This window comes from Methylobacterium sp. AC433 (assembly GCF_979253015.1).
In genome coordinates this window covers 153,481-169,111 of record NZ_CEEDBN010000002.1, presented here as the reverse complement: position 1 = coordinate 169,111, position 15,631 = coordinate 153,481, and the positions used below count along the sequence as shown (strand labels likewise).

The following is a 15,631-nucleotide window of genomic DNA, read 5'->3' as shown; positions in this document are numbered from 1 at the left end:
GCGGCCGCGGACCGGAGCCGCTGGTCACGGGGACCGGCCCAGACTAGAGCAGTTCCAATCCCTGACGAGACCGACGACCCTGTTCCGATCATCGACACACGTATCCTGGTGGAAAGGCTGGCAGGTCGTCCATGCGACCGAGCGGCTGCGCGCTCGTCCGTGGCTCGGCGAGGGCGCCGCCGTGGCCGCGTCGAGCCTCGCCCTCGGCCTGCGCTTCGCCCTCGACGACGTGCTGCCGCCGGGCTTCCCCTACCTGACGTTCTTCCCGGCCGTGATCCTCACGACCTTCTTCTTCGGCCTGCGGCCGGGCATCACCTGCGCCGCCCTCAGCGGGCTCGCCGCCTGGTACTTCTTCATCCCGCCGGCCAGCACCTTCATCATCGACGGGCCGACCGCCTTGGCCCTGTGCTTCTACGTCTTCATCGTCGCCGTCGACATCGCGCTGATCCACGTCATGCACCGGGCGGGCGAGCGGCTGCGCGCCGAGCGGCAGATCTCGGCAGGCCTCTACGAGCAGCAACGCACGATGTTCCAGGAGCTGCAGCACCGGGTCGCCAACAACATGCAGTTCGTGGCCGCCCTGCTGACCCTGCAGAAGCGCAAGGTCGGCAACGATCCGAAGGCGGCGCTCACCGCCCTCGACGAGGCGCGGGTGCGGCTCGAAACCATCTCGCGCATCCACCGCCGCCTCTACGACCCGAGCAGCATCGAGCGCCCGGTCGGGCAGTACCTCAAGGAACTCTGCACCGACCTCCTCGACGCCACGGGGGCGCAGAACATCGTCTGCCTCGTCGATACGCCGCCCCTGCGCTTCGATCTCACCCAGCTCACCACCCTGTCGCTCCTCGTGGTCGAGGTGGTGACCAACGCCCTGAAGCACGCCTTCCCGGACGGCCGGCGCGGCACCGTCACGATCCAGCTCGAACGGCTCGATGCGGAGCGCCTGCAGCTCACCATCGCGGATGACGGGCGCGGCATGCCGGCGGATTTCGATCCGGACACCACCCGCAGCCTCGGCTTCCGCATCGCGCAGGGCCTCGCCGGACAGCTCGGCGGCCAGCTCGCCTACAGCAATGCGGGCGGCACGGTGGTCCGGCTCGCCTTCACCCCCTGACACCCCCCTTCCGACCGGACAGCCGGAGCCCGACCATGCGACCGCGCAGCGCCCTCCTTCCCCTCCTCCTCGGCGCGAGCCTGCTCGGCCCCAGCCTCGCGCGCGCCGACGCGTGCGATGGCCTCGCCGCGCGGATCGCCGGCGCGATGGGCGGCAAGGTCGGCCGGCGCACCGGCCCCAGCATCGACCTTCGGGTCCCCGGCGGCCTCAAGCTCGACCTCACCTGCCGGGCCGAGCCCATCGTGCAGGCGGCCTCCTCCGACCCGACGCCCTCGGCGGCCTACTTCGCCGACCTCGCCCTGGCGGCCGAGATCGTGGTCGGCGAGAGCGCTAGCGCGGTCCAGACCGCCATCGCCACGGCGCACGCCACCGCCCTGAAGGAACGGCGCAAGTCCTTCATCCAGCAGAACGGCTGGTCGGCGAGCTGCTACACCGACAGCAGCGGCTCGATCCGCACGCTCTGCTCGGTGGGGCGGATCCCGCCGGGCTGATCCGCGCCGCGGCGCGCACGATGCGCGTCGCAGCTCCGCGAGCCTTCGCTGCCGGCCTCCGGAGGCGGCGGAACCGTATCCGGCGCCGCTGGGCCAGCAACGCCCGCGGCATCGTAGGAGGCCGTGCAGGCATTCGTCATGCGCCCGCAGGCAAGCTCGTGAACGAGCGACCGGGGCGGTGATTTTTCGCGTTCGCACAGCTTGTCTGTCACGGAGGTGTGATCGATGCTGCATTGCACCGACCCCGATCCGACGGAAGCCACACATGGAAACGATTGGCCGTGACCTGCGCGAGATGCAGCGCGTCCCCCTCGCCGCCTCTCACGTCACCGCTCTTCGGACCGCCGGAACGGAGCGGCTCTACCCGGCCGGGACGTTCCTGGCTCGTGCCGGCGAACCGGCCGACCGCTTCGTCTATGTCGAGGACGGCGAGGTCGAGGTGGTCAACCCGTTCACGGACGAACGCCACCTTCCCTCCACCCTCGGACCGACGCAGTTCATGGGCGAGATCGCGTTCCTGAACGGCGGCAACTGGTCGATGCCCATGCGGGCGGTGCGGGATACCCGGGTGGTCGAGGTGCCGCGGCTCGAGATGCTGCGGCTGATGTCCGAGATCCCCGAGATGTCGGACATCGTCATCACGGTCCTGGCGGCACGGCGGCGGCGGCAGCTCGACTCGCAGGACGGCACCCTGGTGCTCATCGGCGAGGACGCCGATCGGGCCGTCCGCCGCATCGCGGAATTCGCGAGCCGCAACCGGCTGCCCTATCGCTCCTACGCCCTGGGCAGTCCGGAGGCCGCGGCCGTCGCGACGAGTTGCGCGATTGCCTCCGACCGGCCGGCCGTGATCTTCGGCCGTGAGATCGTCGTGGCGGACCCGACCCCCGACAAGGTCGCGCAGCTGCTGGGCCTCAACCACGACCTCATCGACGACGAGGCCTTCGACGTGCTCATCGTGGGTGGGGGCCCGGCCGGCGTGGCCGCCGGCGTCTATGCCGGCGCGGAAGGCCTACATGCCCTGGTGATCGAGGATATCGCGATCGGCGGGCAGGCCGGCACGTCGAGCCGGATCGAGAATTACATGGGCTTTCCGACCGGCATCTCCGGGGCGGACCTCGTCTGGCGGGGCGAGGTGCAGGCGCTGAAGTTCGGTACGCGGTTCGCGATGCCGCGCCGGGTCGCCAAGCTGGAACGCCTCGCGGACGGCACCTTCTGCGCGACCTTCGACAACGACCAGCGCGTTCGCGGGCACGCCGTCGTGGTGGCCACCGGCGTCCAGTACCGCCGCCTGCCGATCGATCGCCTCGAATCCTTCGAGGGCGCCGGCGTCTACTACGCCGCGACCGAGATCGAGGCCCGCTACTGCAAGAACGCCGAGATCGTCATCATCGGCGGCGGCAACTCGGCGGGTCAGGCGGCGATGTTTCTCAGCCGCTCGGCCGGGCATGTCCGCCTGCTGGTGCGTGGGCCCTCGCTCGCGACCTCGATGTCCAGCTACCTCTCCAGCCGCCTGGAGGCGGACCCGGCGATCACCATCGAGTACGGCGCCGAGATCAGCGCCTTCCACGGCACGGACCGGCTCGACGCCGTGACGATCCGCAATGTCGGCAACGGAAGCATCCGTACCCTCCCGACCTGCGCGGTGTTCGTGATGGTGGGGGCCGCCCCCAACACCCGCTGGCTCTCGGGCCTCGTCGACCTAGACCACCACGGCTTCGTACTGACCGGGGAGGCCATCGGCGCGACCTCGCCCTACGCCACCTCGCAGCCCGGGATCTTCGCGGTCGGCGACGTCCGCGCCGGTTCCGTCAAGCGGGTGGCGTCGTCGGTGGGCGAGGGCTCGGTCGTCATCTCAAAGGTCTGGGAGCATGTCCGCGCCTGAATCGTCTCGGCGCGGTTCACGGACGCGCGGATGCCCAGGCATCCGCGCCCTCTCCCGAACGACTCAGTACTCGATCACGTCTTCCAGGGCGTAGTGCTTGACCGTCTTTCGGTTGGCGATGAGCTCGTCGATCGTCGGCTCGCCCTTCATGGCGCGGGCGATGGCGAGTTTCGTCGCCTCGTAATTCGTCCGGTAGAGGTCCTTGCGGTCGACGTTCGGGTCGGATCCGCAGCGCTCGTCCAGCCAGATCATGATGATCATGCAGAGTTCATCGAGCCCGTCCTTGGGCAGGACGCCCTCGATCACGCAGTCGATGATGGCGTCGCCGGTGGCCGCCTGGACCACACCGCCGAGCAATTCGGCATACTCGGCGGTATGAATCGTGACCTTCGTCGTCATGATCGTGGCCGGGCGCACGAGCTGGTTGAGGTCGCGCACCACGAACATCCGGGTGTGGCCCTGGACCTGGCCCATCATGCCGGCGAAGGCGTGGCCCGCCGGACCGCGGGTCGAGCCGATCAGCACCTCGGGCATCGCGTCGGTGTACTGTCCTTCGGCCGCGAGCACGGTCGCCTCGCCGGTCCGGAACCAGATCTCGGACATGGGGTCTTCCTCCACTGTATGGTTGCCATGCCCGGAGGCCGGGATGGGTCGGGGCGCACAAACACCAGGGGGCGGCACGGCGTCAATCGCGGGCCGACTTCCCCGGCCCCTGGCCTCGCGCCGGCGGATCGGTCATGCAGGACCGGTCATGCGGGATCGCCGTCGACCGGGAGAGTCGGCGGCGCGGGAGAGGTGCGGGAGCCCATGAGCGGAGAACGGGACTGGAGCATCGCGGTGGCGGCCGCGCCCGACGGCGTCCGGATCGAGATCGGGCTGCCCGGCATGAGCGGGGCGCCGGTCGCGGCGATCCTGGCCCTCGACCGGGACGAGGCCCGCACCCTGGCGCGGGCCTTGCTGGCGGCCTCCGGCGACGCGATGGAGCGGACGTTTCCGCGCGCCTCCGGTTCAGGCGAACCTTAGAGTCCGACGCGGTTGCTGCGGCCCGGCAGGGTCTGCACCTTCGTGTCGCGGGGCTCCCCCGGCCCGGCACAGATGTAGGTGAACTCGGTCTGCAGATCGGTGAACACGACCTCGCCGCGGATCCGGCAATCCTCGCGCCCCGTCTCGTTCAGGTAGGTGCGCGCCGCCTCGCGGAAGCGCTTGACCCGGGTCAGGCCCGGGTCGCCCCCGGCGAGCGCATCGTCGATGCCGCAGCCCGTGGTCTCCCGCAGGGCGTTGGAGACGACCAGCATCTTGCGCACCCGGCGCTGGTCGTAGACCTCGTAGGGGTCCTTGCAGCCGATGGTGACGACCTGGGGCGTCAGGCTGACATAGGTCTTCGAGATATAGGCGAAGCCCGTGCAGCCCGAGGCGATGAGCCCGAGCGCGACGGTGGCGACGAGGGAGCCGGTGAGCCGGTACACGATCGGGGCGCCCTTCGCTGGTCTCGGGCCATGGTTGAGCCGGGCCGGCATTGAAGCGCAGCCGCGCCCACGGTCAAGCCTCGCCCGGCCACACTCCAGCGGTTTCGGGTGCCGCCGCCCCGCCGGAGGGGAGACGGCGGCACCGGTACCCTACTCGGCGGCGGCCGCGAGGTAGCGGGCCGGGTCGTAGTTCAGGATCGGGCCGAGCCAGCGCTCGACCTCCCGCAGGTCCATGCCCTTGCGGACCGCGTAATCCTCGACCTGATCGCGCTCGACCTTGGCGACGCCGAAGTAATGCGCCTCCGGGTGGGCGATGTAGAGGCCAGAGACCGAGGAGCCCGGCCACATGGCGTAGGACTCGGTGAGCTTCACGCCGATGCGCGATTCCGCCTTAAGGAGGTCGAACAGCGTGACCTTCTCGGTGTGGTCGGGTTGCGAGGGATAGCCGGGGGCGGGACGGATGCCGGCATATTCCTCGCGCACGAGGTCCTCCGGCGTGAAGGTCTCGTCGGCGGCGTAGCCCCAGAACTCGCGGCGGACCCGCTCGTGCATGCGCTCGGCGAGCGCCTCGGCGATGCGGTCGGCCAGCGCCTTGACCAGGATCGAGCGGTAATCGTCGTTGGCCCGCTCGAAGCGCTCGGCGATGCGCACCTCCTCCAGGCCCGCCGTGACGACGAAGCCGCCGACATAGTCGGCGATGCCGGTCTCGGCCGGGGCCACGAAGTCGGACAGGCAGGTATTGGCGCGTCCGTCGCGCTTCGTCAGCTGCTGGCGCAGCCCGAAGAAGGTCGCGAGTGTCTCGGACCGGCTCTCGCCGGTATAGAGCGCGATGTCGTCACCGACGCTGTTGGCCGGCCAGAAGCCGATGATGGCCTTCGGGTTGAACCAGCGCTCGGCTACGATCTGGGCCAGCATCTCCTGCGCGTCGTCGAACAGGGCCTTGGCGGCCGGCCCCTGGTTGGGGTCCTCGAAGATCGCCGGGTAGCGGCCCTTGAACTCGTAGGTCTGCAGGAACGGCGTCCAGTCGATATAGGGCACGAGGTCGGAGACCTCGTAGGACGAGTAGACCCGCACGCCGGTGAAGCTGGGCTTCTTCGGCTGGTACCCCGTCCAGTCGATCTTGAACGGGTTGGCGCGGGCTTTCGCCAGCGGCAGGCGCTGCTTGTCGAGCTCCGAGCGGGCATGGGCGTCCGAGACCTTGCGGTACTCGGCGCGGATGTTGGCGATGGTCGAATCCCGCGTCTCCTTCGAGAGCAGGCTGGAGACGACGCCGACGGCCCGGCTCGCATCGGTCACGTAGACGGTCTGCCCCCGGTTGTACGAGGGATGGATCTTCACCGCCGTGTGGACGCGGCTCGTGGTGGCGCCGCCGATGAGGAGCGGCACGTCGAAGCCCTCGCGCTCCATCTCGGCCGCGACGTGCACCATCTCGTCCAGCGACGGGGTGATGAGGCCGGACAGGCCGACGATGTCGACGTTCTCGCGCTTGGCGACGTCGAGGATCTTGGCCGCCGGCACCATCACGCCGAGGTCGATGATCTCGTAGTTGTTGCAGGCGAGCACGACGCCGACGATGTTCTTGCCGATGTCGTGGACGTCGCCCTTCACGGTCGCCATCAGGATCTTGCCGGCGGCCTGGCGCTTGCCGTCGCCGCCGTTGGCGAGCTTCTCCGCCTCCATGAAGGGCTCGAGATAGGCCACCGCCTGCTTCATCACGCGGGCCGACTTCACGACCTGCGGCAGGAACATTTTCCCTGAACCGAACAGGTCGCCGACCACGTTCATGCCGGCCATGAGCGGGCCCTCGATGACGTGGAGCGGGCGCGCGGACTTCAGGCGCGCCTCCTCGGTGTCGGCGACCACGAATTCGGTGATGCCGTTGACCAGCGCATGCTCCAGGCGCTTCTCGACGGGCGCTTCGCGCCAGGACAGGTCGGCGGTCTTGGCCTGGACGCCGCCGCCGGACTTGAAGCGCTCGGCCGCCTCCAGCAGGCGGTCGGTGGAATCCTCGCGGCGGTTGAGGACGACGTCCTCGCAGAGTTCGCGCAGCTCGGCCGGGAGCTCGGCGTAGATCGCGAGCTGGCCGGCATTCACGATGCCCATGTCCATGCCGACCTGGATCGCATGGTAGAGGAACACCGCGTGCATCGCTTCGCGCACCGGCTCGTTGCCCCGGAAGGCGAAGCTGAGATTCGAGATGCCGCCCGAGATGTGGGCGTGGGGCAGCGTCTCGCGAATGGTCTTCGTGGCCTCGATGAAGGCGACGCCGTAGCCGTTATGCTCCTCGATGCCGGTGGCCACCGCGAACACGTTGGGATCGAAGATGATGTCTTCCGGCGGGAAACCGATCTCCTCCGTCAGGACACGGTAGGCCTTGGTGCAGATCTCGACCTTGCGCTCGTAGGAATCGGCCTGGCCCTGCTCGTCGAAGGCCATCACCACCACCGCGGCGCCGTAGGAGCGGCAGACCCGGGCATCGGCGATGAACTTCTCGACGCCCTCCTTCATGGAGATCGAGTTCACGATCGCCTTGCCCTGGACGCACTTGAGCCCGGCCTCGATGACGTGGAACTTCGAGGAATCGATCATCACCGGCACGCGGGCGATGTCGGGTTCGGCGGCGACGAGGTTGAGGAACTCCACCATCGCCTTCTCGGAATCGAGCAGGCCCTCGTCCATGTTGATGTCTATGATGCTGGCGCCCGCCGCGACCTGGTCGCGGGCGACGTCGAGGGCGGCGGCGTAGTCGCCGGCGGTGATGAGCTTCCTGAACTTGGCCGAACCGGTGACGTTGGTGCGCTCGCCCACGTTCACGAAGGGGATCTCCTTCGTCAGCGTGAAGGGCTCCAGACCGGACAGGCGCATCAGGCGGGGCACCTCGGGAATGGCACGGGGCTTCACGCCCTCCACGGCCTGCGCGATGGCACGGATGTGGTCCGGCGTCGTGCCGCAGCAGCCGCCGACCATGTTGACGAGGCCGGCCGTGGCGAACTCGCCCACCAGCTTGCCCATGGCCTCGGGGCTCTCGTCGTAGAGTCCGAACTCGTTGGGCAGGCCGGCATTCGGATAGGCGCAGACCAGGGTGTCGGCGATGCGCGACAGCTCCGAGATGTGGCCGCGCATTTCCTTGGCGCCGAGCGCGCAGTTCAGCCCGATGGTGAGCGGGCTGGCGTGGCGGAGCGCATTCCAGAACGCCTCCGGGGTCTGGCCCGAGAGGGTGCGGCCGGACAGATCGGTGATCGTGCCCGAGATCATGATCGGCAGGACCATGCCCCGTTCCGCGAACACCGCCCAGGCGGCGGCGACCGCGGCCTTGGCGTTCAGCGTGTCGAAGATGGTCTCGATCAGGATGAGCTCGGCGCCGCCATCCATCAGGCCGCGCACCTGCTCCTCGTAGGCCTGGCGGACCTGGTCGAAGGTCACGGCCCGGTAGCCGGGATTGTTCACGTCGGGCGAGATCGACAGGGTGCGATTCGTCGGGCCGATGGCGCCGGCCACGAAGCGGCGGCGGCCGTCCTGCTTTTCCGCCAGAGCCGCGGCCTCGCGGGCGAGGCGGGCACCTTCCGCGTTCAGCTCGTGGATGATCGATTCCATGCCGTAATCGGCCTGGGCGATCGTCGTGCCCGAGAAGGTGTTGGTCTCGCAGACGTCGGCGCCGGCCAGGAAGTAATCGAGGTGAATCTGCCGGATCGCGTCGGGCTGGGTCAGGATCAGGAGGTCGTTGTTGCCCTTCTGATCATGGCCGTGATCCGGGAAACGCGTGCCGCGGAAGTCCGCCTCGCCGTAGCCGAGGCGCTGGATCACCGTCCCCATCGCTCCGTCGAGGACGAGGATTTTCTCGCCAGCGCGCTGGCGCAGGGCGGCTTCGATCTCTTTTCCGTCGACGGGGCGCAGGTCGGTCATGGGTTTCTCACGCGTCATTCCGGGGCCGCGGAGCGGCGCCCGGAATCCAGAACCGCGACGGGTCCGGAGAGTGAAGTTCGACAGGGTCGGCGTGTCGGGATCCCGGGCGCGCCTTCGGCGCCCCGGAATGACGTCGGGTCAGGCGGCCTTGGCCGCGACCTTGGGCGCCTGGGCCCGCAGGCCGAGCACGTGGCAGATGGCGTAGACGAGGTCGGAACGGTTCATCGAGTAGAAGTGGAAGTCGTTGACGCCGTGGTCGACGAGGTCGAGCACCTGCTCGGCAGCCACCGCCGCCGCCACGAGGCGCCGGGTCTCGACGTCGTTGTCCAGGCCCTCGAACCGGGCCGCGAGCCAGTACGGCACCGAGGCGCCGGTGCGGCGGGCGAAGTTCGCCGCCTGCTTGAAGTTCTGCACCGGCAGGATGCCGGGGATGATCGGGATGTCGATGCCGGCCGCCCGCACCTTGTCGACGTAGCGCAGGTAGATGTCGTTCTCGAAGAAGAACTGCGTGATCGCCTGGTCGGCACCGGCATCGACCTTGGCCTTCAGGGCGTCGATGTCGGCATCGAGGGAGGAGGCCTCCGGGTGCTTCTCGGGATAGGCCGAGACCGAGACCTTGAAGTCGCCGATGCGCTTGATGCCGGCCACGAGGTCGGAAGTCTGGGCGTAGCCACCCGGATGCGGCCGGTAGGCGGTGCCGATGCCGTCCTGCGGGTCGCCGCGCAGGGCCACGATGTGGCGCACGCCGGCATCCCAGTAGGACTGCACGACGGCGTCGATCTCCTCGCGGGTGGCGTCGACGCAGGTCAGGTGGGCGGCCGGCTGGAGGCTCGTCTCCTTGACCATCCGGGCGACGGTGTTGTGGGTGCGCTCGCGGGTGGAGCCGCCGGCACCGTAGGTCACCGAGACGAATTTCGGCTGCAGCGGCGCGAGGCGCTCGATCGAGGACCAGAGGATCTTCTCCATCTCCTCGGTCTTCGGCGGGAAGAACTCGATGGAGACCCGGATCGGACGATAGCTGTCGCGGCTGGCGCGATGGTGGGAAGCGGATGGCATCGGGTCGTCCTCTATGTCGGTCGGTTCAGACGGGCGTCGAAAGGTTTGGCTTAAAAGGGTTTCACTGGCCGCGGGATGCCGCCCTCAGGCGACGGCCAACTCCGGTTCGAGCGCGGGCGCCGCCATCTCGGCGGCATCGGTGGCGAGCCAGAGCGTCACGGTCAACTGGTCCTCGACCTCGCCGGTGGGGGCGAGGTCCCGGGTGGTGACGGTGGGCAGGCCCGCATCGTTCAGCCAACCCGTCACCTGCTCGGGCGCGAAGCCGAGCCGGCGATGGGCCTGGGCCTCGCGCAGGAATTCGAGGTCGTGGGGCGCGAAATCCACCACCAGCAGGCGCCCGCCGGGTGCGACGAGGCGGGCGGCCTCGCGCAGGGCCCGGGCCGGATCGTCGAGGTAGTGCAACACCTGGTGGACCACGACGAGGTCGAACCCGCCGCGCCCGAAGGGCGGCGCGTGGATGTCGCCCTGGCGCAGGTCGACCCGCGACAGGCCCATCCGCTCCAGGTTGGCCCGCGCCACCGAGAGCATGGCGTGGTTCGAGTCGAGCCCGACCGCGCGGGCGGCGCGCCCGGCCAGGAGCCCGAGCATGCGCCCGGTTCCGGTGCCGAGGTCGACCAAGTTCTGGATCGGCCGGTCACCGAGCGCGTCGAGCACCGCGGCCTCGACGGTCGCTTCCGGCACGTGCAGGGAGCGCAGGCGGTCCCATTTCGGCGCGAGGCGGGCGAAGAAGGCCTGGGCGGCCTCGGCCCGCTGGGCGCGCACGGCCTGCAGACGAGCGAAATCCTCGGAGAGCGGCGCGCGGGTGGCGTCGAGCCCGGCCACCAGCGGCTCGACCAGGACGGCGCGGTCCTCGACCAGGCGGAAGAAGGCCCAGGCGCCCTCGCGATGGCGCTCCACCAGACCCGCCTCCACGAGCAGCTTGAGATGGCGCGAGATGCGCGGCTGCGACTGGCCCAGGATGTCGGTGAGATCGGAAACCGAGAGTTCCCCGGCAGCCAGCAGCGCGAGGATGCGCAGGCGCGTCTCCTCCGCTGCCGCCCGCAGGATGGCGAGGGCGTCGGGAAATGGCAGGGCCGTCGTCGGCGAGGAACCCGTGTTAGACATAAAGATATCTTTATGTGAAAACGAGAGCCCTGACAAGCGTCTCCGGCATCAGCTTCGGCCGCAACGATGCCGGCGCGTCAGGGCGCGTTCCAGAGCCAGGCCGCCCCGCGGACGCCCGAGGCATCGCCGTGCAGACTCGCGCGGATCGGGGTGTCGAACGCATCCGAGAAAACGTGCGGCGCCACCCGAGCCGGCAGGCCCGCGAGGATCTCCGGCACGCGCGAGAGGCCGCCGCCGATAACGATGACGTCGGGATCGAGCAGGTTGATCACCTGGGCCATGCCGCGCCCGAGGCGATCGAGGTAGCGTTCGAGGGTCACCCCGGCCTCGGCGTCGCCCGACCGCAGGGCCGAGATCACGGCCTCGCCGCGCAGCATCGCCCCCGTGCGGCGGCCGTGATCGGCGGCGAGCGCCGGGCCGGAGACCCAGGTTTCGAGGCATCCGTGCCGGCCGCAGTAGCAGGCGGGGCCGGGGCGCTCTTCGTCGCGGGGCGCTGGCAGCGGATTGTGGCCCCACTCGCCGGCGATCCGGTCGCGCCCCGAAAGGGCGCGGCCCTGCAGGGCGATGCCGGAGCCGACGCCGGTGCCGAGGATGATGGCCCAGACGACGGGCAGGCCCGCCCCGGCTCCGTCGATGGACTCGGACACGGCGAGGCAGTTGGCGTCGTTCTCCAGGCGCACCGGGCGGGCCAGGGCGCGCTCGAGATCCCGGGCGAAGGGCCGGCCGTTCAGCCAGACCGAGTTGGCGTTCTTGACGAGGCCGGTGCGCGGCGAGATCGCACCGGGCATGCCGATGCCGACGGTGCCGGTGGCGCCCGCCTGCGCCTCCAGGTCCCGCACCAGATCCGCAATGGCCGCGAGGGTCGCCGCGTAGTCGTCACGCGGCGTGGCGACCCGGTGCTCGGCCCGGGTCGCGCCATCGGGCGCGAGGGCGATCCCGGCGATCTTGGTGCCGCCGAGATCGATGCCGATGCGCAGGGTTTCGGACAGGTCCGGGTCCGTCAGCGCGCCGCGGCCGGGATCGGGGCCGCCGGGTTCGTAGCACCGCCCGAGTCCATCTCGGGTGCGTGGTCGGAGATGTCGGTGCCGATCGAGACCGGATGCGCCATCACCTGATTCAGCTTCTCCTGATCGAGTTCGCCCTCCCAGCGGCTGACCACCACGGTGGCGACGCCGTTGCCGATGAGGTTGGTGATCGCGCGGCACTCCGACATGAACTTGTCGACGCCGAGGATCAGGGTCATGGCCGCCACCGGCACCGGGTTGTTGGGAATGGCGCTCAGCGTCGCCGCCAGGGTGATGAAGCCCGCGCCGGTGACGCCGGAGGCGCCCTTGGAGGTCAGCATCGCCACCAGGATGATCGTGGCGTACTGGCCGAAGGACAGGTCGGCTCCCACGGCCTGGGCCAGGAACAGCGAGGCCAGGGTCATGTAGATGTTCGTGCCGTCGAGGTTGAACGAGTAGCCCGTCGGGATCACGAGGCCGACCACCGAATCCGAGGCTCCGAGGCGGCGCATCTTCGTCATCATGTGCGGCAGCACCGTCTCGGAGGACGAGGTGCCCAGCACGATGAGGAGTTCGTCCTTGATGTAGGCCAGGAACTTGAAGATCGAGAAGCCGGCCACCCGGGCGATGCCGCCGAGAACCAGGATCACGAACAGGAACGCGGTGACGTAGAAGGTGCCGACGAGCCAGGCGAGGTCGATCACCTTGCCGATGCCGTACTGGCCGATGGTGAAGGCCATGGCGCCGAAGGCGCCGATCGGCGCGAGCTTCACCACGAGGCCGATGATGCGGAAGAAGATCTGCCCCATCGTGTCGATGGCGTGGGTGATGGCCTCGCCGCGCTGGCCCATGCCGGTGACGACGACGCCGGTGAGGATCGAGATCAGCAGCACCTGCAGCAGGTCGCCGGTGGCGAAGGCGTCGAAGAAGCTCTTCGGGATCAGCGCCATGATGTGGCCGGTCACCGAATCGTCGGCGGCCATCTTGGCGTATTTCTCGACCGCCTTGCCGTCGAGCTTCGTCACGTCGGCGTTGAAGCCGGCACCCGGCTTGACGACCTCGCCGACCAGGACGCCGATGAGCAGCGCGATGGTGGAGACCACCTCGAAGTAGACCAGTGCCTTCAGGCCGACACGACCGACCTTCTTCAGGTCACCGATCGAGGCGATGCCGTGCACGATGGTACAGAAGATGATCGGCGCGATCATCATCTTGATCAGGGCAATGAAGGCGTCGCCGAGCCACTTGACCGACTTGCCCCATTCGGGATGCAACCAACCGAGGAGCACGCCGAGGGCGATCGCGATCAGAACCTGGATATAGAGTACCTTGTACCAGGGTTCCTTGACCGGACGAGGGACTGCGGCCGGTGCCGTTCCATAGGTCGTCGTCTGGGCCATGATCCCTCCCGCTGCGCTCTGCGCAACCCACTGATTGTTAATCCCGACGCTAGCCAGTTTATTCGCGCCGCTCAATCGCAGGCGGTGGTCAGCGATGACAATCGGCGAGGGCTTACATGCCCTTCGCGGTCAAAGGGGCGGGAGGACGCGCTCCGGTGCGGGCAGGCCGGCCGGAGGGTGCACGCAGCCGTGGCGCCCCGGTCCGGCATCGGTTGCCGAAGTCGGGCGACGAACGGCACCGTCAGTCCGAGCCGTGGCAGGGAGGGACGGACCGGGAGGGGCGCGCCGGCGGCGTGCGGTCAGGAGGAGCCGCCGAGGTTGGAGAGGCCGGCGCGACCCGCACGGATTCCGGGCTCCGCGGTGCGGACCTCGGGACGCCCCGGCGCTGCGCGCAGGATCTGGGGAGGATGCCCCGGATCGGCGGTCGCCCTTCGGAGAGGGCGACCGGGCCGTGGACCTGTCCTTCGGATCAGGTCTGCTGCGTGCGGCGCGGACGGACGGTCCAGCGCTCGAACTCGGCGGCGATATCGTCCTCGCCACGCGCGCCGCCCTTCGACTGAGGCTGCGGGTTGCCGAGGGCCTGCGACAGGCTCTCGATCACGTCGTCGATGCGCGAGTCGATGTGCGACGGGGTCTCGGCATGCGCTTCGGCCGCGCCGGAATCGGGCTGCGCATGGGCCTCGGCCGCTTCGGGCTCGGCGACGGCGTGCGCCTCCACCGGGGCAGGCTCCGCGGGCGGGGGAGCCGGCACGGGCACCGCCTCGGCAGCGACCGGGGCCGCGGCCGCGCCGCTGCCCACGACCCGGCGCAGGGCCTTCATCGTCCCGTCGCCATCGCTGCTGGTGCTGGTGCTGGTGCTGTTGGTCTTCGGAGCGCCGAAGCGGCCGAAGCCGAAGCGCGGCTCGACCAGGTCCAGCACGGCATCGAGGGCGGCGTTGGACAGGGCGATCTCGCCGGGTTGCGGCACGCCCTGGAGGGCGACCGCGTGGCGGTCGTAGCTGGGATCGCCCGAGACCTCGGGACCGAACCAGGACGGCACCGCGAATGCCTGCGCCTCGTCGGCTCCGTCGAACGACACGCTCACGAGGTCGAACTCGCCCGGAGCCACGTAGCGGTCGATCAGCGCCTCGCGGCCGCCGCCGAGAGCCAGCGCCGTGCGGTCATAGGCGGCCTTGCCGGAGCAGACATCCATCAGCGCGTCGCCATGGGCGCGCGGCACGTCGGTGCGCTCCTCGCTCGCGGTGCCGTCCGGCGCCGAGGTCACCAAGACGAGATGGCAGGTCTGCCCGTCGACCCGGACGTAGGAGACCCGACCGGCCTGGGGCGCGAAGTAGCCCTCGGTGATCCGGGCGCCGCCGCGCTCCTTGCGGATGAGGCGCACCAGGGAGGGGGCCACGAGAAACCGGCGTACGAGGCTCATCGACATTCTCCGCGAGGTCGGTCGGCCCGGGGGCGTGGGTCCGGGCAGACGCTGACGTCAGGGCCGCAGACCTCCGACGACGCGAGGCGGGCGGACCGGGTTCCAGGTGTCCCCGCGCCGGGCCGGCGGCCCTCCACGTGGAACGATGACGTAGGCTATGATCTATGATCATTCCCAGCCGCGCCGGGACAGATCGGCCAATAGTTCGTCGTTCCGGACTAAGCAAAACGACGGCGAAATCAAGACCATCCTCGCCGCCGCACCGCCTTGGGCCTCGCACCGTCCCCACCGAAACCCGGCGGAGGGGCTCGTCATGCCTCCGGTTCGAAGCGCAGCGAGAGCCCGTTCATGCAATACCGCAGGCCGGTGGGCGGCGGCCCGTCGTCGAAGACGTGGCCGAGATGGCCCTTGCAGCGGGCGCAATGGACCTCGGTGCGGGTCATCCAGTGGCTGCGATCGACGGTGGTCTCCACCGCCTCGTCGAGGGGGTCGAAGAAGCTCGGCCAGCCGGTGCCGCTCTCGAACTTGGTGCCGGTGACGAAGAGCGGCGCGTCGCAGCCGGCGCAATGGAAGACGCCCGGGCGCTTCTCGGCGTTGAGGCAACTGGTGCCGGCCCGCTCGGTGCCGTGCTCGCGCAGCACGCGGTACTGGTCCGGCGTGAGGCGCTCGCGCCACTCCGCCTCGCTGCGGGCCTGGACCTCGTCCATGGACTGTGAAGACGTCGAAGGGGAAGACATCGGGCCTGTACTCCTCAGGGGCTCGGGGGGTTGCCCCTTAGATAGGCGCCCGAC

The 15,631-nt window shown here is 69.5% G+C and carries 13 protein-coding genes; 4 read left to right on the top strand and 9 right to left on the bottom strand.

Annotated elements, in window-relative coordinates; all coding sequences use genetic code 11:
• Nucleotides 1–79 precede the first annotated feature (79 nt).
• The 3 genes from AC0IWM_RS04305 (at nucleotide 80) to AC0IWM_RS04295 (ending at nucleotide 3,487) form a co-directional block, all read left to right on the top strand.
• Nucleotides 80–1,114 (top strand): sensor histidine kinase, encoded by a 1,035-nt coding sequence (locus AC0IWM_RS04305; RefSeq protein WP_471753508.1) that lies wholly within the window; start codon nucleotides 80–82, stop codon nucleotides 1,112–1,114.
• Nucleotides 1,115–1,149: 35 nt separating this feature from the next.
• The gene (locus AC0IWM_RS04300) at nucleotides 1,150–1,605 is read left to right on the top strand and encodes a hypothetical protein (protein WP_471753230.1); all 456 of its coding nucleotides are present in this window, start codon (nucleotides 1,150–1,152) and stop codon (nucleotides 1,603–1,605) included.
• Between the two features lie 265 nt (nucleotides 1,606–1,870).
• Nucleotides 1,871–3,487: an FAD-dependent oxidoreductase gene (locus AC0IWM_RS04295; protein WP_471753229.1), complete on the top strand. Its 1,617-nt coding sequence runs from the start codon at nucleotides 1,871–1,873 to the stop codon at nucleotides 3,485–3,487.
• A 63-nt stretch (nucleotides 3,488–3,550) separates the two neighbouring features.
• Here the strand turns inward: AC0IWM_RS04295 and fae are convergent, their stop codons facing one another.
• Nucleotides 3,551–4,090, bottom strand: coding sequence for a formaldehyde-activating enzyme (gene fae, locus AC0IWM_RS04290; RefSeq protein WP_056466213.1), 540 nt, complete (start codon nucleotides 4,088–4,090; stop codon nucleotides 3,551–3,553).
• Between the two features lie 204 nt (nucleotides 4,091–4,294).
• Between fae and AC0IWM_RS04285 the strand changes: the two genes are divergently transcribed.
• On the top strand, nucleotides 4,295–4,510 hold the full coding sequence (locus tag AC0IWM_RS04285) for a hypothetical protein (protein WP_471753228.1): 216 nt from the start codon (nucleotides 4,295–4,297) through the stop codon (nucleotides 4,508–4,510).
• On the opposite strand, the gene AC0IWM_RS04280 is transcribed toward AC0IWM_RS04285, so the two are convergent.
• The 8 genes from AC0IWM_RS04280 to msrB all read right to left on the bottom strand — a co-directional run bounded on the left by AC0IWM_RS04280 (nucleotide 4,507) and on the right by msrB (nucleotide 15,577).
• Nucleotides 4,507–4,953, bottom strand: a complete 447-nt coding sequence (locus AC0IWM_RS04280; RefSeq protein WP_471753227.1) for a hypothetical protein — start codon at nucleotides 4,951–4,953, stop codon at nucleotides 4,507–4,509. The two genes, AC0IWM_RS04285 and AC0IWM_RS04280, sit on opposite strands and share 4 nt — an antisense overlap.
• A gap of 150 nt (nucleotides 4,954–5,103) precedes the next feature.
• A complete protein-coding gene (metH, locus tag AC0IWM_RS04275) occupies nucleotides 5,104–8,856 on the bottom strand; it encodes a methionine synthase (RefSeq protein ID WP_471753226.1) in 3,753 nt (1,250 codons plus the stop codon).
• 138 nt (nucleotides 8,857–8,994) lie between these two features.
• Entirely contained in the window at nucleotides 8,995–9,912 is a 918-nt protein-coding gene (gene metF, locus AC0IWM_RS04270; RefSeq protein ID WP_056214808.1) for a methylenetetrahydrofolate reductase [NAD(P)H], read from the bottom strand.
• Between the two features lie 84 nt (nucleotides 9,913–9,996).
• The gene (locus AC0IWM_RS04265; RefSeq protein ID WP_471753225.1) at nucleotides 9,997–11,016 is read right to left on the bottom strand and encodes an ArsR/SmtB family transcription factor; all 1,020 of its coding nucleotides are present in this window, start codon (nucleotides 11,014–11,016) and stop codon (nucleotides 9,997–9,999) included.
• Nucleotides 11,017–11,093: 77 nt separating this feature from the next.
• A complete protein-coding gene (locus tag AC0IWM_RS04260; protein ID WP_471753507.1) occupies nucleotides 11,094–11,993 on the bottom strand; it encodes an ROK family protein in 900 nt (299 codons plus the stop codon).
• 23 nt (nucleotides 11,994–12,016) lie between these two features.
• Nucleotides 12,017–13,420, bottom strand: a complete 1,404-nt coding sequence (locus AC0IWM_RS04255) for a dicarboxylate/amino acid:cation symporter (RefSeq protein ID WP_471753224.1) — start codon at nucleotides 13,418–13,420, stop codon at nucleotides 12,017–12,019.
• 469 nt (nucleotides 13,421–13,889) lie between these two features.
• Nucleotides 13,890–14,840 carry a hypothetical protein gene (locus AC0IWM_RS04250; RefSeq protein ID WP_471753223.1) on the bottom strand — a complete coding sequence of 317 codons (951 nt, stop codon included), beginning with the start codon at nucleotides 14,838–14,840 and terminating at the stop codon, nucleotides 13,890–13,892.
• A 311-nt stretch (nucleotides 14,841–15,151) separates the two neighbouring features.
• Nucleotides 15,152–15,577, bottom strand: a complete 426-nt coding sequence (gene msrB / locus AC0IWM_RS04245; protein ID WP_471753222.1) for a peptide-methionine (R)-S-oxide reductase MsrB — start codon at nucleotides 15,575–15,577, stop codon at nucleotides 15,152–15,154.
• Nucleotides 15,578–15,631: the final 54 nt, after the last annotated feature.